Annotated in this window: 14 protein-coding genes; 10 read left to right on the top strand and 4 right to left on the bottom strand. The window is 69.1% G+C overall.

Annotation, left to right across the window (positions count from 1 at the left end; translation table 11 throughout):
• The first annotated feature begins 46 nt into the window (after window positions 1-46).
• Window positions 47-1489 carry an NADP-dependent phosphogluconate dehydrogenase gene (gndA, locus tag OG787_RS08820; RefSeq protein ID WP_405534814.1) on the top strand — a complete coding sequence of 481 codons (1443 nt, stop codon included), beginning with the start codon at window positions 47-49 and terminating at the stop codon, window positions 1487-1489.
• A gap of 54 nt (window positions 1490-1543) precedes the next feature.
• On the opposite strand, the gene OG787_RS08825 is transcribed toward gndA, so the two are convergent.
• Both OG787_RS08825 and OG787_RS08830 read right to left on the bottom strand, forming a co-directional pair.
• Window positions 1544-2803 carry a radical SAM protein gene (locus OG787_RS08825; RefSeq protein ID WP_369030459.1) on the bottom strand — a complete coding sequence of 420 codons (1260 nt, stop codon included), beginning with the start codon at window positions 2801-2803 and terminating at the stop codon, window positions 1544-1546.
• 105 nt (window positions 2804-2908) lie between these two features.
• Complete coding sequence (locus OG787_RS08830) at window positions 2909-3919, bottom strand: glycosyltransferase family 2 protein (RefSeq protein WP_405534815.1); 1011 nt, start codon at window positions 3917-3919, stop codon at window positions 2909-2911.
• Window positions 3920-4261: 342 nt separating this feature from the next.
• Here OG787_RS08830 and OG787_RS08835 point away from each other — a divergent pair, with 342 nt between their 5' ends.
• From OG787_RS08835 to OG787_RS08845, 3 genes are all read left to right on the top strand, one after another.
• Entirely contained in the window at window positions 4262-5251 is a 990-nt protein-coding gene (locus OG787_RS08835) for a glycosyltransferase family 2 protein (protein ID WP_405534816.1), read from the top strand.
• Window positions 5252-5359: 108 nt separating this feature from the next.
• Entirely contained in the window at window positions 5360-6484 is a 1125-nt protein-coding gene (locus OG787_RS08840; protein WP_405534817.1) for an MFS transporter, read from the top strand.
• Between the two features lie 59 nt (window positions 6485-6543).
• A complete protein-coding gene (locus tag OG787_RS08845; RefSeq protein ID WP_405534818.1) occupies window positions 6544-7314 on the top strand; it encodes an FkbM family methyltransferase in 771 nt (256 codons plus the stop codon).
• A gap of 70 nt (window positions 7315-7384) precedes the next feature.
• Here OG787_RS08845 and OG787_RS08850 read toward each other — a convergent pair whose 3' ends face one another.
• Together OG787_RS08850 and OG787_RS08855 are read right to left on the bottom strand one after the other, a co-directional pair.
• Window positions 7385-8878 carry a cellulose binding domain-containing protein gene (locus tag OG787_RS08850; RefSeq protein WP_369030464.1) on the bottom strand — a complete coding sequence of 498 codons (1494 nt, stop codon included), beginning with the start codon at window positions 8876-8878 and terminating at the stop codon, window positions 7385-7387.
• A gap of 283 nt (window positions 8879-9161) precedes the next feature.
• Complete coding sequence (locus tag OG787_RS08855) at window positions 9162-10484, bottom strand: radical SAM protein (protein WP_405534820.1); 1323 nt, start codon at window positions 10482-10484, stop codon at window positions 9162-9164.
• A gap of 149 nt (window positions 10485-10633) precedes the next feature.
• Here OG787_RS08855 and OG787_RS08860 point away from each other — a divergent pair, with 149 nt between their 5' ends.
• The 6 genes from OG787_RS08860 to OG787_RS08885 all read left to right on the top strand — a co-directional run bounded on the left by OG787_RS08860 (window position 10634) and on the right by OG787_RS08885 (window position 20124).
• Window positions 10634-11878, top strand: a complete 1245-nt coding sequence (locus tag OG787_RS08860; protein ID WP_369030466.1) for an FAD-binding protein — start codon at window positions 10634-10636, stop codon at window positions 11876-11878.
• Between the two features lie 688 nt (window positions 11879-12566).
• Window positions 12567-13802, top strand: coding sequence for an ROK family transcriptional regulator (locus OG787_RS08865; RefSeq protein ID WP_369030467.1), 1236 nt, complete (start codon window positions 12567-12569; stop codon window positions 13800-13802).
• Window positions 13803-14045: 243 nt separating this feature from the next.
• On the top strand, window positions 14046-15308 hold the full coding sequence (locus tag OG787_RS08870; protein WP_405534821.1) for an ABC transporter substrate-binding protein: 1263 nt from the start codon (window positions 14046-14048) through the stop codon (window positions 15306-15308).
• Between the two features lie 35 nt (window positions 15309-15343).
• Entirely contained in the window at window positions 15344-16303 is a 960-nt protein-coding gene (locus tag OG787_RS08875; RefSeq protein WP_369030469.1) for a carbohydrate ABC transporter permease, read from the top strand.
• Window positions 16300-17205: a carbohydrate ABC transporter permease gene (locus OG787_RS08880; RefSeq protein WP_405534822.1), complete on the top strand. Its 906-nt coding sequence runs from the start codon at window positions 16300-16302 to the stop codon at window positions 17203-17205. The genes OG787_RS08875 and OG787_RS08880 overlap by 4 nt, the downstream gene beginning before the upstream one ends.
• A gap of 33 nt (window positions 17206-17238) precedes the next feature.
• Window positions 17239-20124: a glycoside hydrolase family 2 TIM barrel-domain containing protein gene (locus tag OG787_RS08885; protein WP_405534823.1), complete on the top strand. Its 2886-nt coding sequence runs from the start codon at window positions 17239-17241 to the stop codon at window positions 20122-20124.
• Window positions 20125-20176 lie beyond the last annotated feature (52 nt).

Below are 20176 nucleotides of genomic sequence, written 5' to 3' on the forward strand. Positions count from 1 at the left end.
GCGGTTGGACCGCGCCGAGCGACCGCACCGAGCGAAGGAGCACACCATGAAGGCGACCGCGCAGATCGGCGTCACCGGCCTGGCGGTGATGGGCCGGAACCTGGCCCGGAACTTCGCCCGGAACGGTTACACCGTGGCCCTCCACAACCGGACCCCCGCCAGGACGAAGGCGTTGGTCGAGGAGTTCGGGCACGAGGGCGACTTCGTGGCCGCCGAGACGGCCGAGCAGTTCGTGGCGGCCCTGGAGCGTCCCCGGCGGCTCATGATCATGGTGCAGGCCGGGGCGGCCACCGACGCGGTGATCGACGAGTTCGCCGCCCTGCTGGAACCCGGCGACATGATCATCGACGGCGGCAACGCCCACTTCACCGACACCCGCCGCCGGGAACAGGCCCTGCGCGGGCTCGGGATCCACTTCGTGGGAGTGGGCGTCTCGGGCGGCGAGGAGGGTGCGCTCAACGGGCCGAGCATCATGCCCGGCGGCTCCGTGGCCTCGTACGCCGCGCTCGGGCCGATGTTCGAGACGATCAGTGCCAAGGTGGACGGCGAGCCCTGTGTCACCCATGTCGGCACGGACGGCGCCGGGCACTTCGTGAAGATGGTGCACAACGGCATCGAGTACGCCGACATGCAGCTGATCGGCGAGGCCTACCACCTGCTTCGGCAGGTCGGCGGATACGAGCCCGCGCGGATCGCCGAGGTGTTCCGGCAGTGGAACAAGGGGCGCCTCGACTCCTATCTGATGGAGATCAGCGCCGAGATCCTCGCCCACACCGACGCCGCCACCGGCAGACCCTTCGTGGACGTGGTGGCCGACTCCGCCGGGCAGAAGGGCACCGGCCGCTGGACCGTACGGACCGCCCTGGACCTCGGTTCGCCGGTCACCGCCATCGCCCAGGCGACCTTCGCCCGCGCCGCGTCCGGCCAGAGCGCCCTGCGCGCCGCGTACCGCGAGCTGCCCGGCGGCACCAGCTGGGACCTCACCTCGTACGAGGCCGAGCGCTTCGCCTGCATCGTCGAGCACGCCCTGTACGCGTCGAAGCTGATCGCCTACGACCAGGGCTGGAAGATGATCATGGATGCGTCGGCCGAGTACGGCTGGGACATCGACCTCGGGGCGATCGCGAGGATCTGGCGCGGCGGCTGCATCGTCCGGGCCGCCTTCCTCGACCGGGTGCGGGCCGCGTACGCCGCCGATCCCCGCCGGGTCACCCTGCTCACCGAGGAGGGGTTCGCGTCCGAGATCGCCGACGCCCAGGTCCCCTGGCGCGAGGTCGTCGCCACGGCCGCCCGGCACGGCGTCCCGGTCCCGGCCTTCTCCGCCGCCCTGTCGTACTACGACACCCTGCGCACCGAGCGCCTCCCGGCCGCCCTCACCCAGGGCCAGCGCGACTACTTCGGCGCCCACACCTACCGGCGCACCGACCGCGAGGGCCGCTTCCACACCCTCTGGGAGCGGGCGGACCGGAGCGAGAGCGAAGTGATCTGACCCCGGTCGGCCACGGCCGCCCGGCACGGCCGTGGCTCTCGGAGGCGTCTGCTTCTAGGGCGAAGTGGGGCTGCTCTGCCGGAGGTTGTCGGTGAGGGCGCTGGTGGGGATGAGAACTCCGCTGCCGGGTTCGTCCTTCTTCCAGGGAGCCCACGGTACGACGTTCGGATCGCGTCGGAGGGTGACCTGCTGGTGGGTCTCGCTGGTGACCAGTCCGGAAGCGCGGTCGGGGTGCAGCAGGTGTTCGAACTCGACGTACCGCTGGGCGTAGGTCCAGCGGCACGGCATGTAGTCCTCGGGAATGTCGCCGCTGACATGGGCGGCCCGAAGGCCCTGCCACTGCCGGCCGTTCCAGATCTCCTCGAAGCTGTGGTCGGCCAGTGATCCGAAGGTGTAGTCGCTGTCGCCGCCGATGAGGTGGTCGCAGAAGCCGATCTGCCCGTTGTAGCGCACATAGGCGTAGCTCCACGGGTGCATGCACGCCGGCCGCCGCACCATGTCGGGCAGCGCGAGGGAGGGGTCGGGTGCGGCTCCGAGTTGCACCACGACGCCTTCACGTCGGCCCGTTTCCGCGGCCTCCTCGTACGCCTGCTGCGTACGTTCGAGATCGTTGCGCAGATGCCCGGGGTCATCGAGGCCCGTGACCAGGGGGTGGATGGACACCAGCGGCACATCGAGTCGGGCCGCGAGCCGTACGATGTCCGCGAGTTCGCCGAGGTTGTCGATACTGGAAACGACGTTGAGGCACACGTTCTCCCGGGGAGCTCCATGACGGTCGCGGGCCTCGACGAGGGAGGTGACGGTGCCGACCAGGCGTTCGATCGTGCCGCCCGCGCGTAACTTGGCGAACAGGTCCGGTGAGGCCGCGTCACAGGAGACCGTCACCATGGCGTGGGCGCGCATCATCATGTCCCACACGGGTCGGCGGTTGACCATCCCGTTGGTGACGAGCCGCAGTTGGACACGGTGCTTGACCGCGCGTGCGACGAACTCGCCGAACCGGGGCAGCATGGTGCTCTCGCCCCAGCCCCGGAGATCCACCACGTGAGCCGTGGGGAAGAGTTCCTCGGTCAGACGGTCGAAGACGGCTTCGTCCAGGTTGAGTCGAGGGTCGTACTTCTCGCCGAACCGGCACATCGGGCAGCGCAGGTTGCAGTTCTGCGTGAGTTCGATGAACAACGCGAGGGGACGGCTCTTGAGCACTGTCGCGCCGGCCTGGTACTCGGCGATGTTCAGCCGCTGGTTCTCCTTCCGCGGATCGGTCAGTTCGAACGGCGCGCTGGGAAGGTCGAGAAGCAGGTCGTCGGACCTCATGTCATCTCCCGGTGCAGTGGTTTCGCGGCTGCCCTGCCGTCGTTCTCGGACGCGGGCATGCCAGGACTGTCGGCGGGGGCCGAGCAGGAAGATCGCAGACCGGGGTCAGCGCAGGTCGGACTTGCGCAGCGGCTGCCGCCGCTGTCCTGCGGTGTGGCTGCCGTAGGCCCACTCGAGGATCTCGCCGAGGTCCTCGAAGCCGTAGCGATTACCCGCGGCGAAGTAGACGAGGTAGTCGCTCAGCAGCAGACTTGCCCGCTCGTCCCCACGCAGGACGTGGTGTCCGAGGGCTTCGACCGTGCCGCGCAGGTAGCAGCGCTCCGTCCACTCGGTCTCCTCGGGTCCGAGCCACGAGTCGTGCCGCATCGTCGCCTGCGGAACATGGGCGAGGGCCCGGCCGCCGGCCATGAGGGCGTAACCGAACTCGGTGTCCTCACCGGAACCCGTTCCGGTGCCCGGCCCGAGCGTGGGAAGGAAGACGGGCCGCCCCGGCAGCATCAGGCTTCGGCGCAGGGCGACGTTGTTGGACGAGCCGACCACCGCCCAGGTCATCGTCGGTTCACTCGTGGTGATGCCCGGCTTCCAGTTCGGCGAGGTGACAGCGGGGCACCACTGCGGCTCCTCGCCGGGGCCGGCCACTTCGCCCCAGGCGGACTGTCCGATGCCCGGAGCCTTGTCGGTCAGTACCCGGCCGCCCGGCACCGGGACCGGCTCGACACTTCCGTACGCCGCGGCGACGGTCGGCTCGGAGGCCATGTAGGAGGCGAGTTCCGCTGTCCAGGCGGGGTCCGGGAGACAGTCGTCGTCGAAGAAGAGGACCACGTCCGTCGTGGCCTGTTCCAGAGCGAGATTTCGGCCGTCGGAGGTTCCGCCGGGCCCGGGGAGGACACGCAGCGGCAGTGGGGCGAGGACGTCCGACAACTGCTTCTGGTCGAGGGTCGAGTCCCTGGCGTTGTCGACGACGAGGACCTCCGCGATCACCTCGGTCCTGCCCGCCGCGAGGTTGGAGAGAGCCCTGGTCAGGAGTGGTCGGCCGACGGTGCAGACCGCCACCGTGACCATGCCGGGCGAGGCGTCCTCGGTGCCCCGTAAGTCCGAAGTGCTCGAATTGGCCATGCGCGTTCCTTTCCGGTGATTCCCGGTGGGAGCTGCGTCAATGTCGGAGCGATCGGTGTGTCCTGAAATCGATGTGCCTGAATTGCCGTCGGCCCACAGCCGGTTCGGCGTCAGGATAAACGTCCGGACCTAGGTCGCCACAGACGCTGGAACGATTCACCGCCGCAACCTTGACATGCCCACGAATGCTTGTCAAGATCGGCAACAGAACCGTGGGGAACTCTATGGATATTCATAGCCGAAGGGTTTTGGCCGAGGATATGCCTGCTTGACAGCTCCCCCTCGCACCTGCCAGCGTCCAATCGGGTCAACCTCTCGATCCAATCGCACGGGGAGCAGCGAGTGGAGCCGACACTTAGCTTGGTAATACCCTTCTGTGACGTGGAGTTATATCTGCCCGCCTGCCTCGAATCGATCGCCGGTCAGACTCTTGTCGATTTCGAGGCCGTACTGGTCGACGACGGGTCCGTCGACGGCAGTGGAGAAATCGCAGAGGAATACGCCGGGAGGGACGGCAGATTCCACGTCGTCCATCAGGCGAACAGAGGCCCCGGAGCCGCCCGGAACTTTGGGCTGAGGAAGGCTCGCGGACAGTACCTGGGCTTTGTCGACGCGGATGACGTAGTCGCCCGGGACGCCTTCGAGCGACTGGTCGACTCGCTCCGCGAGACGGACTCCGACCTTGCCTGTGGTGGTGTCGAACGCTTCAACAGCACGAGCCGGTGGGCTTCGCCCCTCCACGCCGACATCTTCGAGGAGCCCCGAAAGCGGACGCACATCACCCGGCACAGAGCGCTGCTGGGGGATCGCACCGTATGGAACAAGGTGTATCGCCGGTCCTTCTGGAGGCAGCACGGGTTCCTGTATCCCGAGCACCCCTACGAGGACGGGTTGGTTTCGGTCTCCGCGCATGTACTCGCCGAGTCCGTCGATGTGATCACCGGCCCCGTCTACTTCTGGCGACAGCGCGACGCCGGCCCGCTCTCCATAACGCAACGGGAGCTGGATCTCCGTAACATCGACGGAAGAATCAGACAGATACAGGCGATATCCGAATTTCTGGCGGCGCGGGACGCCGGGCTCCGGGACGCGTATGACCGTGCCGCACTCGAACATGATGTCATCATCCTGCTCATGGCCGCTCCGCGTCTCGAAGCTCCCTGCCGGGACGAAGTCCTGGATTTTGCCAGAGAATTCGCAGGGCGGGTTTCTGAGGACGTTCTGCGGCGGCTCTCCGAAGAGAACCTGAAATTCTATTGTCTGCTCCTCGAGCGGAGAACGGGGGACCTTTTCTGTCACCTGGAGGATCGACGACAGGATGCGCTCCTCTAGCAGGTGCCGCAAGGAAGGTGTCCGGAAATCACTGAGATCAGAATGTCCAGGAGAAAGAGCAGAAGTGAATCGGAATCGGAGGCATTGCGGGCACGTATCGCGATTTGCTTGCTCTTTGCGGCCCTGGGTCTGACCAATGCCGCCTGGTCCTCGCGGATTCCGGAGATTCGCCACAATGTGGGCGCGGACAACGCGACCTGGGGGCTCCTCGGTGCGTCGTCGGCCGTGGGAGATCTGGTCGCCATCGCGGTGACCATGGTCCTGATCGGCACGACCAGGACCCGGAAGCTCACCCGGGTCGGCGCGTTCCTGATGCTGCTCAGCGGGCCGCTGCTCGCCGGGGCCTCGGCATTCGTCGCGCTGGGCGCCGGGCTGGTGATCTGGGGATTCGGTGCGACGCTGCTGGCCACCGCGATCAACACCCAGGGGGTGAGCGCGGAGACGACCTACGGTCGGCGCATGGTGCCGTTCTTCCACGCCTGTTACAGCTGTAGTGTGCTCGTCGGCGGCTTGTACGGTTCGGCGTCAGCCGCTCTGGGGGTGTCTCCAGGACTGCAACTGGCCATCAGTACAGCGGTCTTCGGGCTGCTGCTGCTGGTGACCGCCAACTGGCTGCCGGACGACGCCCCGCAGTCGGACGGTTCGCACAGCACGCTGGCGGAACGGCTCCGGAACCGCTGGGTCCCCCAACTGCGGCTGCTCGCCCTCCTCGCCTTCGTCGCGTCCTTCATCGAGGGCACGGTCGGCCAGTGGTCCGCCATCTACGCCACCGACACCGCCGGCGCGAATGCCGCGCTGGCCGCCGGAATCTACACCGCCTTCACCGTCGCCATCCTGGTCGTCCGCCTGGTCGGCGACCTCGTCATGCAGCGCGTCGCCGTCCGGACATTCCTTCAGTGGTCGCTCCTCGTCGCCGGGCTGGGGATCGCCACGGTGATCCTGTGGCCGTCCACGGCAACGGTCGTCGTCGGATTCGTCCTCGCGGGGATCGGCATCGGCTGCGTCATGCCGGCCGTGATCCGCCTGGCCGGCCAGCAGCCGGACGTCAGCGCGGGTGAGGGCGTCTCCATGGTGACCCTCGGACAGTGGCCCGGCTTCCTCCTGGCGTCGCCGGTCATCGGCGTCGTCGCGGGCGCCACGGATCTCCGTACGGCGCTCATGCTGCTGATCGTCTGCGGCATCGGCGGCGCACTGTTGGCAAGGAAGGTGCAGCAGACCGAGCCCGGCCAGTAGCCCCAAGCACATGAACGCCGGACAGGCCGCCCGGAAGCGGCCGGAAAGCGAGTGACACCGTGCGCACACTGAACTTCGTTGACTTCGAAGGCGGCTTCGGGTGCTACACGCCGGCTGCCGACAACCCGGTATTTGTCGAAGCGGAGATCATCTACGGCGAGCTGTTCCAGAAGGACACCTACCTGAGGAACATGGATCCCATCAGGCCCGACGGGCTCGTCATCGACGCGGGCGCCAACATCGGGCTCTTCGCCCTGTTCATCAAGCGGCGCCACCCCGGAGTCCGGGTGCTGGCCATCGAGCCGATACCGGACAACGTACGGGCTCTGCGCGCGAACATCGAACTGCACGGGCTCCAAGGGGTCACGGTGTGCCCGAAGGGTCTGTCGGACGAGAGCGGCCTGCGCGAGTTCTACTACTTCCCGTCGATGCCCGGGAACTCGACCACCCAGCTGGCCGAGAAGCTCAGGGACCGGGAGACCATGACGACGTACGCGGAACGCCGGGTGGCGGAGGAGGTGTTCCAGCACGAGACGGTGAGCGTTCAGGTGGCCAGGCTCTCCGAGATCCTGAGCGGTGTCGAGCCGTCCGACGAGGTGGACCTGCTGAAGATGGACATCGAGGGCGACGAGGTGTCGGCACTGCGGGGCATAGACGACGCCGACTGGGCGCGCATTCGTCAGGTCGTGCTGGAGGTCCACGCGGCCAGGAACCAACTGCCGAGCGTCCTGGAGCTGCTCACGGCGCAGGGGTTCACGCCGGAGGTCGAGACACCGGCGGACATCCCCGACGGACTCGACAACAAGATCGTCCATGCGCGCCGGGTCTGACGATCCCGTCCCGGTCGTCGTGAGCCCGTGACTCCGGGCTCACGACGGGGCCCGCCGCGCACCGCCTGTGTCAGGTCGTGCTCGTGCAGCGGCTGCCGTTCAACGTGAAGTCGAACGGGGGCGCGTTCGTGCCCTGCCAGTCGGCCAGGAAGCCGAAGGAGACCGTGCCGTCGGCCGCGACCGTCCTGTTGTAGTCGGCGGCGGTGGCCGTGACGCGGGCGCCGTCCTGGGCGAAGCTCGCGTCCCACATCTGGCCGACCTGCTGGCCGTTGCGGAAGGACCAGGCGATGCTCCAGCCGTCGATGGCCTTCGCGGTGGTGACGCTGATGGTGGCCTGGAAGCCGTCGGGCCACTCGTTGACGAGGTCGTACTCGACCTCGCAGGAGATCTCGTCGCTCTTGCTGGGACTCGGCTTCGGCGCCGCGCCGCTCGCGGTGGCCGTGGAGGTGCCCTGGGGCTCCGGGTCGGGCTTGTCGGAGGGTGTCGTGGACGTGTCCGGGGTCGACGGGTCGGGCGACGTGGACGGGGTCGCGCCCGCCGGGACGGTCACCCCGGACGGCAGGCCGCCCGGGTCCACCACGGGCTGGCCGTCGGTCGTGCCGCCCTTCGCGGAGACATCGTTGCCGGAGCCGTCGAAGGGCATCAGCGAGACGGTGAGCGCCAGGGCGGAGACGATGACGGCCGCGACCAGGATCGCCGTACGGCCGATGCGCGGACGGGACTCCCCGACGGTGAGGCCGGTGTCGATGCCCGCCTCCCCGCGCCCGCCGAGCAGGCCGGCCTCGGCGGCGCGGCGGCGCCGTTCCAGGTAGGCGAGCCCGCCCCAGCCGATGACACCGCCGGCGAGCGCGGAGGGCAGGCCGCTGGCCCCGCCGTACAGCCGCAGACACGCGGCGGCCTCGGCGCACTCCACGCAGATCGCGAGGTGCCGGGAGAGGTCGTCGGGGATCTCGGCGCCCTGCGAGCGGGAGACCGCGTCGAGCAGCCGGGCGAAGGCGCGGCAGTCGGAGTGCATCGGGCTGTCGAGGAGGTTGCGCTGGCAGCGGTCCCTGAACAGGGCGCGTACCTGGGTGAGTTCCTCGGTGGCGCTGTCGGGGTCGAGGCCGAGCCGGCGGGCGACGACGGGCAGCGGCAGCGACTCCACGTCGGCCAACCAGAGCAGGGCCGCGTCCGGTTCCTGCATGTCGCGAAGGGCGCGCAGCGCGAGCGGGCGGCGCAGCGGCGGGCCCACGTACCGGGCGGCCTTGTCGGAGTTGAGCCACAGTCTCAGGTCGGGGTCGAGATGGTTGCCGTGCCCGGTCTCCTCCCAGGACGCGGCGGTACTGCGAACTGCCGCCAGGAGCAGGGGTATCCAGGGCAGGCGGGGTATGCGGCGTCCGGTGCTGCGGGCTCCGAAGTCGGCGGCGCGGGCCGCGTGGATGCCGTGCGTGAACGCTTCGGCGGCGAGTTCGGTGCCGGCGGACGCGCCGGACGTGCAGAGGTCGGCGTACGAGAGGACCGCGTCCCAGCACTCCGAGAACAGCGCTGCCTCGGCGGCGTCCTGAGGGGTCGGCAGATCTGGCATATGGGGGGACTCCAGCATCAACGGCTTGCACACGCCAACGTCAAGGTCAACTGACCCCAAGAGCAGGGGAGTTGGGAACCGTTTTGCAAAACGGAGCCCGAGCTTTTCACGTTTCCCGCACAACTGACAAGCGACGTATTCACATGTCGTCACATGTCAACGCGGACTCGCCGTACGGGGTCCGGAGTTACCGGGAACCACGGGTGGTTCCCAGTCCCCCCATACGGATCGATGCGGTGTTCCGTTCAGACTTTCGACCCGGATCCTCAGCCGGATCCCCGACTCAGATCTTCGCCGCCGAGCCCCGGGCCGGCAGGCTGTCCATGAAGGAGCTGACGGAGAACACGGCGCGGCCGGGGCCGGGTTCGCCGTAGCCGGGGGGCGAGTCGAGGCCGAAGTCGTCCATCGTCTGGCGATACGCCTGAAGCAGCCGGATGTGGTACTCCAGCGGCGCGCCCTGGGGGTTGGCCTTGCCGAGCGGGGTCGTCGGCTCGGGGCACCAGGTGGTGAAGCGGGGCGTGATGCCGTGCGACATGAAGAAACGCAGGCCCTCGGTGGTCGACTCGATCGCCTCGTCGACCGTCTTGAAGCCGAAGGGCTCGGCCATCTCCACGCCCGCCACGAAATTGGGGATGACATTGCGCGCGCCGAAGATCTCCGCCGAGTCGAGGATGCGCTTGTGCCATTCGGCGCGGCCGACGTAGCGCTCCTTGCCGGGGCAGTGCAGTTTGAAGAGGTACTCGTCCCACACCTCGTAGTTGGGGTGGTAGATCTGCACGCCGTAGTCCTTGAAGCGCTGTACGTCGTCCTTCGGCAGCGCCTGGGCGACGACCTTGCCGATCCAACGGCCCGGGAAGCGCTCCTCGATGGCCTTGGCGTAGTGGCCGTAGAAGTCGGCCTCGTCGCGGCCCTGGAGCTTGGAGGTGATGGCGCCGCCGGTGAGGGTGTAGGCGGTGGAGGCCTTCGCCGTGTCGTACCGGTCGATGATCTCCAGGGCTTCGAGGACCTCCTCGACGTCCTTGACGCCGGTGTAGGGCCGCCCGGCCGCCTTGTGCTGGCGCCAGTTGTGGTTGATGTCGCAGTACTGGCACTCCTCCTTGGCGCCGAAGTACTGGCAGACCCGGAAGACGGTCAGATAGATGAGGTAGCCCCACTGGATGGTGGGGGCGACCTCCATGACGGACTTCCCGTTGGAGAGCTTGTGCTTGTAGTACTCGGGCATCGGCGGCACGCCGACGTCCGAGATGCGCTTCCCGTCGAGGTAGAGGCCGAGCACGCCGTGCTCGTCGGCGGCCACCCGGTAGGGCGAGGCGGGGTTCACGCGTACGGACACGACGGTCCGGCGCAGGTCGTACGGGCCGCCGGTGAGGATGATCTCCTCCGGCGGGCGGCGCAGCGCGGCCTCGCCCAGCTCGGGGAGGGTGCCGTGGTCGAAGGAGAAGATGAAGTACGACTTCGGCTTGACGTCGCCGCTCTCGTTGTCGCTGAGCGCGGACGGGTCGAAGGCCACACCACCCCTGAGCAGGTCCTCTTTGAAGACGGCCTCGCGCGGTACGTGCGGAAAGCGCTCCATCAGATCCTCGACCAGCGCGGTGCGGCTGCCCATCCCGTGTCTCCTCCAGCTCCGGCGGTAATCCGGCGTTCGACTCCTCACGGTATGCCCCCGCCTGCGTGTCCGTGGCCTCGGGGCCCCTCGGGCATGTCACACACCACTGCGTGAGAAGGTCGACGCATCTGAGCGGAGGGACGGACCCGATGGCCGAGACGCTGACCAACTGGGCGGGCAACATCACCTACACGCCCAAGGAGCTGCACCGACCGCACACCCCGGCCGCGCTGCGGGCGCTCGTCGCGGAGAGCGCGCGGGTGCGGGTGCTGGGCAGCGGGCACTCGTTCAACCCGATCGCCGAGCCCGGCGACGGCGGCGTCCTGCTCTCCCTGGCCGCGCTCCCGCCGGAGATCGACGTCGACACCACCGCCCGTACGGTCCGGGTCGGGGGCGGGGTCCGGTACGCGGAGCTGGCCCGGGTCGTCCACGGGCGCGGGCTCGCGCTGCCCAACATGGCGTCCCTCCCGCACATCTCGGTGGCGGGCTCGGTGGCGACCGGGACGCACGGCTCGGGCGTCGGCAACGGTTCGCTGGCCGCCCCGGTGCGCGAGGTCGAGCTGGTCACGGCGGACGGCTCGACGCTGACGATCGCGCGGGGCGAGGACGGCTTCGACGGCGCCGTCACCGCGCTCGGCGCGCTCGGCGTGGTCACGGCGCTCACCCTCGACCTGGAGGCGGACTTCGAGGTCGAGCAGTACGTGTTCACCGAACTGCCCCTGGAGGGGCTGGACTTCGAGGCCGTGGCGGGTGCCGCGTACAGCGTGAGCCTGTTCACGAACTGGCGGGGGCCGGGCTTCCGGCAGGTCTGGCTGAAGCGGCGCAGCGACCAGCCGCTGCCGGACTTCCCGTGGGCCGCGCCCGCCACCGAGGCGATGCACCCGGTGCCGGGGATGCCGGCCGTGAACTGCACCGAGCAGTTCGGGGTGCCGGGCCCCTGGAACGAGCGACTCCCCCACTTCCGGGCGGAGTTCACCCCGAGCAGCGGCGAGGAACTCCAGTCGGAGTACCTGCTGCCGCGCCCCTACGCCCTCGACGCGCTGCGCTCACTCGACGCGATCCGGGATGTCGTCGCGCCGGTGCTCCAGGTGTGCGAGGTGCGGACGATCGCCGCCGACGACCAGTGGCTGAGCCCGGCGCACGGGCGGGACAGCGTGGCGTTCCACTTCACCTGGGTCGCGGACACGGAGGCGGTGCTGCCCGTCGTACGCCGGGTCGAGACGGCCCTGAACCCGTTCGGCCCGCGTCCCCACTGGGGCAAGGTGTTCACCGTACCGGCGGAGGTACTGCGCGGCCGATACCCACGCCTGCCGGACTTCACGGCCCTGGCCGCGTCCCTGGACCCCTCGGCGAAGTTCACCAACACGTTCGTACGGGAGATGCTCGGCGACTGATCCGCCGGACCAGGCCGGGGACAGCCGCGGCGCCTGACCGCAGGCACGAGCGAGGCGGACGGGGTTTCTCGTGCGGGGTTGTCCGGGCGTTCGGCCGTACGGAGGAAGGGGCCAGGACATCGGCCGCTCCGGGGCGGGGCATGCCGGGCGGTGGCCGATGGCAGCGCGGCCACGCGGCGGGCACGGCCGGCAATCAGCCGCACGGCGGAAGGTACGGGGGTGTCAGCCGCTCCGGGAGCCACCGGACGCACCCGCGGCCTTCGTCTCGCACACGGCCGGCCGGGCGGGTACCGGACGCCCGGCCGCACAACGGGACGGGCAGGAAGACCAACCGCCCCAGAGACCGAACGCCCGCTCGGACGACAAGCCGACACACCCCACCACCACGGCTCGCACACGGCCGGCCGGGCGCGTACCGGGCCTCCGGCCGCACGATGGAAGGGGGCCAGCACCGGGGGAAGGGCCGGCGGACCCCAGCTCCACGCGGCGCTGTCCCGCCGCTCGGGTGCGGTCGGCAGGGCGGAGGCCTGTGCTCGGCCCCGTGCCAAGTGCGGGAAGACTTTCTTCAGCCCCTTTCCTAACCCCTTGTCGAACCTCCCCCGCTGCCCATAGCCTGGCGCGGCGCCGGTGCCGTCGCGCACCGGTCTGTCTGCACTGAGGTCTGCACGGCGAAGGGGCAAGCCCGGTGGTGAAGCGCACATCACGTGACATCCGCACCGCGAACCGCTATGAGGTGCTGCGCCAGATCATCGCCCACTCCCCCACCTCCCGCCAGGAGCTGGCGGCGGCCACGGGGCTGAGCCTGGCCACGGTCGCCACGCTCGTCGGTGAGCTGCTCGATCTGCGGATGATCACGGAGGTCGGGTTCGAGGACTCGGCGGGCGGCCGCCCCCGGGGTCTCGTGGCCGTGAACGCGTCGGGGGGCGCGCTGATCGGCGTCGACATCGCGGAGACGTACGTCCATGTCGAGCTGTTCGATCTCGCGCTGAACGTGCTGGCCCGCGCCGACGAGGACATGCGCCCCGGCGAGAGCCTGCCCGAGCAGGTGGTCAGCCATGTGGCCGCCGCCGTGGGCTCGGTGGTCGCGCAGGCCGGTATCGAGGGCGCGCGGGTGCTGGGCGTCGGGGTGAGCGTGCCGGGGCAGGTGGACCGGGACACCGGCATCTCGGAGTACGCGCCGAACTGGGACTGGCACGACGTGCCGCTGCTCGATCTGCTGTCCGAGGTCATCGCGTACCCCCTCTACCTGGACAATCCGCTGCGCGCCGGCGCGGTCGCCGAGATGTGGTTCGGGGCGGCGCGCGGGCGCGGGGACACGGTGGTGGTCAACCTCGGGACGGGGGTCGGCGCCGGGCTCGCGCTCCAGGGCGGGCTGTACCGGGGGGTGAGCAACAGCGCCGGCGAGTGGGGTCACACCACGCTCGTGCTGGACGGACGGCTGTGCCGCTGCGGCAACCACGGCTGCGTGGAGGCCTATGTCGGCGCGCCCGGCATCATGCTGAACCTGCGGGAGATCGGCCCGAGCAGCCCGCTGCTGCACCCCGACGACCAGACCGCCACCATCGACGCGCTGGCCCGGGGCGTGGAGGAGCGGGACCCCGTGGCGCTCAAGGTCGTACAGGAGACGGCTCGTTACATCGGCGCGGGCATCGCGAACCTGGTCAACGTCCTCAACCCGGAAGTGGTCGTGCTCAGCAGCTGGGTGGCCCGCAGGCTCGGCGAACCGCTGCTGCGTGAAGTGCGCGAGGCCGTCGGGCGGCACGCGCTGCCACGGCCGATGGCCGCCACCGAGATCGTCCTGTCCGCCATCCCCACCGACCCGGCGTGTCTGGGCGCGGCGACGTTCGCCCTCGAAGGCGCGCTGTCCTCGGCCACCCAGCGGTCGTCGTCCGCCCGGCGCACCGGTCCGATGCCCCTGAAGTAGGTCCGGGCTAGCGGCCAACCAGCCCTGCGCGAACCGCTGTTGACGCGGTCCGCGACTTCGTCGTGTCCGCCGTCGACCCGTCGCGTCCGACATCCCGAACGCCCGGCAACGTTTCGAACGGGCTTCGTCCAACCCCTTGCCGAAGCCTTAGCCGAAGGTTAACGTCCCGCTCCGCACCTCCTGTTTCAGCCACTCGGCGTTGAGCCCGTGGCCCGCAGCCGCACTAGAGACAAGGACGTCACCATGTCGGCCATGAGCAGCAACTGGGACCGCCGATCCATCCTCCGGGCCGCAGCCGGCCTGTCCGCCGCGGGCGCGCTGACCGCCTGCGGCGGCAACAACGGCCGCTCCGGCGGAGGCAGTTCGGGCAAGAACCTCACGCAGTTCTTCCACGCGTACGGCGAGGCGGGCACCGAACAGGCCATCAAGAAGTACGCGAAGGCCTATGAGGGCGCGAACGTGACCACGCAGTGGATCACCGGCACCAACTTCGAGAGCAAGCTGTTCTCGTCGCTGCTCACCGACCAGGCGCCGGACGTCTTCGAGTTCCACCCGCAGCTCCAGCTGATCAAGAGCGGTCAGGTGGCGCCGCTGGACGACATCATCAACCCGGTGAAGTCCGACTTCAATCCGGCGGACATCAAGTCGCACACCGTCGACGGCAAGGTCTACGGCGTCCGGATGATCGACGACCCGCAGTTCTTCTACTACCGCAAGTCGCTGCTGGAGAAGGCGGGCATAGGCGTCCCCCAGACCCTCGAGGAACTCGCCGAGGCCGCCGAGAAGCTCACCACCGACAAGGTCAAGGGCCTGTTCCTCGGCAACAACCTGGTGTCGACGAACTACGCCCTCGTCTGGGCGGCCGGCGCCGACCAGCTCAACGACAAGAACGAGATCGCGTACCACACGGACGACGTGGCCGCGGCGCTGAAGGTGTACCGCAAGATGTTCACCAGCGGTCATCTGCTCCTCGACGCCCCCGCCGACTACTGGGACCCCTCGGCGCTGGTCCAGGGCCTCACCGCGATCCAGTGGTGCGGAATGTGGGCGATGCCCGTGATGCAGAAGGCCCTCGGCGACGACCTCGGGATCTTCCCCTTCCCCTCGGCGGCCTCCGGCGCCAAGCCGGCCGTCTACAACGGCGGTTGGTCGATGTTCGTCAACGCCAAGGGCAAGAACGTCGACCTGGCCAAGGAGTACGTGAAGTGGCTGTGGATCGACCAGAAGGAGTACCAGGAGGACTGGGCGCTCAGCTACGGCTTCCATGTGCCGCCGCGCACCTCGCTCGCCGAGTCCGCCACCAAGCTGAAGACGGGCCTGCCCGCCGAGGGCGTCAAGCTCTTCAAGGACTACGGGCGCTTCGACAACATCTCGTGGACCCAGGCCATGATCACCGCCCTTGAGGGTGTGATCGCCGACGCCGTCCGCAAGGGCGTCGATCCCGAGAAGGCGCTCGACACGGCGGACGTGAAGGTCAACCGCGAGCTCAAGACGCTCTTCGGATAGGCCAACGGACGGGTAGCGAACGGACAGGCATCGACATGTCGACCACCACGCGCGAACTCGCGCGCCCCGCCCCGGCCAAGGTCCCCAGGACCAAGCCCCGGCGGGGCGTGGCGGGCGCCACCCTCAACTTCTGGATCTTCACCGGCCCGTTCCTCCTCGGCCTGGTGATCTTCGTCTACATCCCCATCGGCTGGAGCCTGTGGCTCAGCTTCTTCGAGGCACGCTTCACCGTCACACCGGACAAGTTCGTCGGCTTCGACAACTACAGGTGGATGCTGACGAACGACTCGTTCGTCAAGTCCCTGGGGACCTTCACCGTCTTCGCCGCGATCATCGTGCCCGTCACCTGGGCGTTCTCCCTGGCGCTGGCGCTGATGGTGAACCGGCTGCGCTTCATGAAGGCGTTCTTCCGGTCCGTCTTCTTCCTGCCGGCCGCGTGCAGCTTCGTCGCCGCCTCGCTGATCTGGAAGATGTCCCTCTTCAGCGGCGTCCGCTTCGGCCTCATGAACACGGTCATCGGCTGGTTCGGCGTCGAGAACATCGCCTGGCTGGCCAACCCCGACCCGCCCTGGTACTGGCTGGTCATCGTCACCGTACGACTGTGGCTCCAGGCCGGCTTCTACATGATCCTGTTCCTGGCGGCGCTCCAGAACATCCCGCCGGAGCTGTACGAGGCCGCCGCCATCGACGGCGCCAAGCCCGGCTGGCAGACCTTCCGGCACATCACGCTGCCCCAGCTGCGGGCGACCTCGACCGCCGTGATCCTGCTGCTGCTCGTGGCCGCCTACCAGGCCTTCGACGAGTTCTTCAACCTGCTCGCGAAGACGACATGGGGCCGCCCGCCGCTCGTCGAGCTGTACTACATGGCCCTGGGCGACAGCCAGGACTACGGCGCCGGCAGCGCGGGTGCGGTCATCCTGACCCTGCTGATCTGCACGGTGACCCTGCTCCAGGGCAAGCTCATGGGCTTCGGAAGGGGGGAGCAGTCCAAGTGACCACCACCATCGAGACCCGCAAGGCCGACGCCGGGCCCCCACCGCCTCCCAAGCGCCGCGAACGCAGGCGCGACCGGCGCGGGGTGATCGGCTCCGCCGGCCTCTACCTCGCCACCGGCATCTGCGCCCTGCTCTTCCTCGTCCCCTTCTATCTGATCGTCCGCAACGCGCTGTCCACGGACGCCGAGATCACCGGCGAGAACTGGCAGTGGTTCCCCACCGACATCCAGTGGGGCAACATCAGCGAGCTGTTCAGCGACGAGACGGTCCCCTTCGCGCACTCCCTGTGGAACTCCTGGCTGGTCGGCGTCGGGCACACGATCGGCACCCTGCTGGTCTGCTCGCTCGCGGGCTACGGCCTCGCCCGTATCCCGTACAAGCACGCCAACAAGATCTTCTACGCCGTTCTGGTGACCCTGATGGTCCCGGCCGCCGTCACCTTCGTGCCCAGCTTTGTGCTGGTTTCGTCGCTCGGCTGGGTGTCGTCCTTCCAAGGGCTCATCGTTCCGGGGCTCTTCAGTGGTTTCACCTGCTTCCTGTTCCGGCAGTACTTCTTGGGGTTCCCGAAGGAGTTGGAGGAGGCGGCGCGCGTGGACGGGCTCGGTTACTGGAGCGCGTACTGGCGCATCGTCGTACCCAACTCGCTGAACTTCTTCGCCGCCATCGCGACGATCACGTTCATCAGCGGCTGGAACGCCTTCCTCTGGCCCCTGGTCATCGGTCAGGATCAGGAGGCCTGGACGGTGCAGATCGCGCTGTCCTCGTACATGACCAACCAGACAGTCAACTTCCATCTGATCTTCATGGCCACGGCCGTATCGATCCTGCCCCTGGTGTTCGTGTTCCTCTTCCTCCAGCGCTGGCTGGTGCAGGGGGTCGCACAGACCGGCATCAAGGGCTGAGCCGCCCGCCCACCGGGCTGAACTAGGAGACCGATGTCCTCCCGCACCACGGCCACCTCGACCGACTACGTCGAGGACGTCTCACCCGGCAGCGGGGCCCTTCCGCCCCGCGCCTGGTACGCGTCCTCGGACGCCGGTTCGCTGTCCCTGAACGGCAGCTGGAGTTTCCGGCTGTCGCCGACCGCCGACGGCGCGGACGACTCGTTCGCCGCGCCGGGGTACGACGCCGGGGACTGGGCCGAGGTGACGGTCCCCGGGCACTGGGTCCTCCAGGGCGACGGGGCTTTCGGCTCCCCGATCTACACCAACCATCTCTACCCGTTCCCGGTCGACCCGCCCCGCGTGCCGACCGAGAACCCGACCGGCGACCACCTGCACGTCTTCGACCTGCCGTCCGACTGGCCCGATCTGTCGGACGGCGGGGCGGTGCTGCGTTTCGACGGGGTCGAGTCGTGCGCCCGGGTGTGGCTGAACGGCACGGAGATCGGCGAGTTCAAGGGCTCGCGCCTGGCGCACGAGTTCGCGGTCGGGAAGCTGCTGAAGCCGAGCGGCAACGTCCTCGCCGTCCGGGTCCACCAGTGGTCGGCGGGCTCGTACCTGGAGGACCAGGACCAGTGGTGGCTGCCGGGCATCTTCCGTGACGTCACGCTGCTGCACCGCCCGGCGGGCAGCGTCCTCGACTTCTTCGTGCACGCCTCGTACGAACACACGACCGGCGAGGGCACGCTCCGCGTCGAGTCCGACATCGACGGGCGCGTCACCGTGCCCGAGCTGGACATCGATGTCAGGACCGGCGAGCCGGTGACGGTCGCCGTCGAGCCGTGGACCGCCGAGACCCCCCGCCTCTACGACGGAGTCCTGGTCACGGCGGGTGAGCGGGTGCCGTTGCGCATCGGCTTCCGGACCGTCGAGCTGTCCGACGGGCTGATCAAGGTCAACGGCAGGGCGATCCTCTTCAAGGGCGTCAACCGGCACGAGTGGCACCCCGAGAAGGGCCGCGCCCTCGACCTGGAGACCATGCGGGCCGACGTCCTGCTGATGAAGCGGCACAACCTCAACGCCGTGCGCACCTCGCACTACCCGCCGCACCCGGCCTTCCTCGACCTGTGCGACGAGTACGGCCTGTGGGTCATCGACGAGTGCGACCTGGAGACCCACGGCTTCACCGAGCAGAACTGGCGCGACAACCCGGTCGACGACGACCGCTGGACCCCGGCCCTCCTGGACCGCGCGTCCCGGATGGTCGAGCGCGACAAGAACCACCCGTCGGTCGTCATCTGGTCGCTGGGCAACGAGGCCGGCACCGGGCGCGGGCTGACCGCCATGGCCGAGTGGATCCACAGCCGCGACAGCTCCCGGCTCGTGCACTACGAGGGCGACTGGGACTGCCGCGACACGGACATGTACTCCCGCATGTACGCCGACCACGCGGAGACCGAGCGCATCGGCCAGGGTCTGGACGGCGGTACGCAGAAGCGCCGCCAACTCCCCTTCATCCTCTGCGAGTACGGGCACGCCATGGGCAACGGCCCCGGCGGCATCGCCGACTACCAGCGGATCTTCGAGGCCCACGACCGCATCCAGGGCGGCTTCATCTGGGAGTGGATCGACCACGGCATCAAGGACGAACGGTTCGGTTACGCGTACGGCGGCGACTTCGGCGAGGAGCTGCACGACGGCAACTTCGTCTGCGACGGCCTGATCTTCCCGGACCGCACGCCCTCCCCCGGGCTCGTCGAGTACAAGAAGGTCATCGAGCCCGTCCGCATCACGGGCGACGGCTCGGACGGGACGGTCCGGGTCACCAACGCCTACGACTTCGCCGACCTCTCCGCGCTCACCTTCACCTGGTCGTACGACGTCGACGGCACGGCTGTCGAGACCGGCACCCTGGCGGTGCCGGCCCTCGCGCCCGGCGAGTCGGCGGACGTGAAGCTGCCCGAGCCGCCCGCCGACGCGCGCGGCGGTGCCGAGTCGCTGTGGACCGTACGGGCGCTGCTGGCGGACGAGTCGGCCTGGGGCGAGCGGGGGCACCAGGTGGCCTGGGGTCAATTCCCGGCGTCCGCACGGCCGTTGCCGACGGTCGCCGCCTCGGCCGCGCCCGCCTCGGCCGACGGGGTCGTCACCCTCGGTCCCGGCACCTTCGACGCCCGCACGGGCGCGCTGAAGTCGATCGGCGGCCGCGAGGTCCAGGGTCTGCGCCTCGACGTGTGGCGGGCGCCCACCGACAACGACTTCGGCGCGGCCTGGCAGCCCGACATCCGCTACGGCGTGCTGTGGCGCAAGCTGGGCCTGCACCGGATGCAACACCGCCTGGACTCCGTGGAGTTGGGCACGGACTCGCTGACGGTACGGACCCGGGTGGCGCCCGCCGCCGCCGAGGTGGGCCTGAACACGGCGTACCGCTGGACGTCCGACGGCGACAAGCTGAAGCTGACCGTGACCGTCGATCCCGAGGGCGACTGGACGCTGCCGCTGCCGAGGCTCGGCATCCGGCTGGGACTGTCGGCCGCGGACCGGGTGACCTGGTTCGGCGGCGGCCCCGGCGAGGGCTACCCCGACACCGACGCGGCTTCCATGGTGGCCCGTTGGGAGTCCACGGTCGACGACCTCCAGACGCCCTACCTCCGCCCGCAGGAGAACGGCGCCCGGACCGACGTCCGTTGGGCTGAGATCGGCGGACTGCGGGTCGACGGCGACCCGGAGTTCTGGTTCACGGCCCGCCGCTGGACGAGCGAACAGCTCGACGGGGCCGAGCACCTCACCGACCTCGCCCCCGGCGACACGGTGTGGGTCAACCTCGACCACGGCCAGCAGGGCATCGGCTCGCAGTCCTGCGGGCCGGGCGCGCTTCCGCAGTATCTGCTGAGGGTTCAGCCCGCTGAATTCTCCGTTGTCTTCTCGGCCATCGACGACTGAGTATGTTACCGGTCACATCACACGGCCGTCCGGCTCCCCAGCCGGACGGCCG

Origin of the sequence: Streptomyces sp. NBC_00075 (assembly GCF_045041225.1) — a bacterium.
GTDB classification, from domain to species: Bacteria; Actinomycetota; Actinomycetes; order Streptomycetales; family Streptomycetaceae; genus Streptomyces; species Streptomyces adonidis.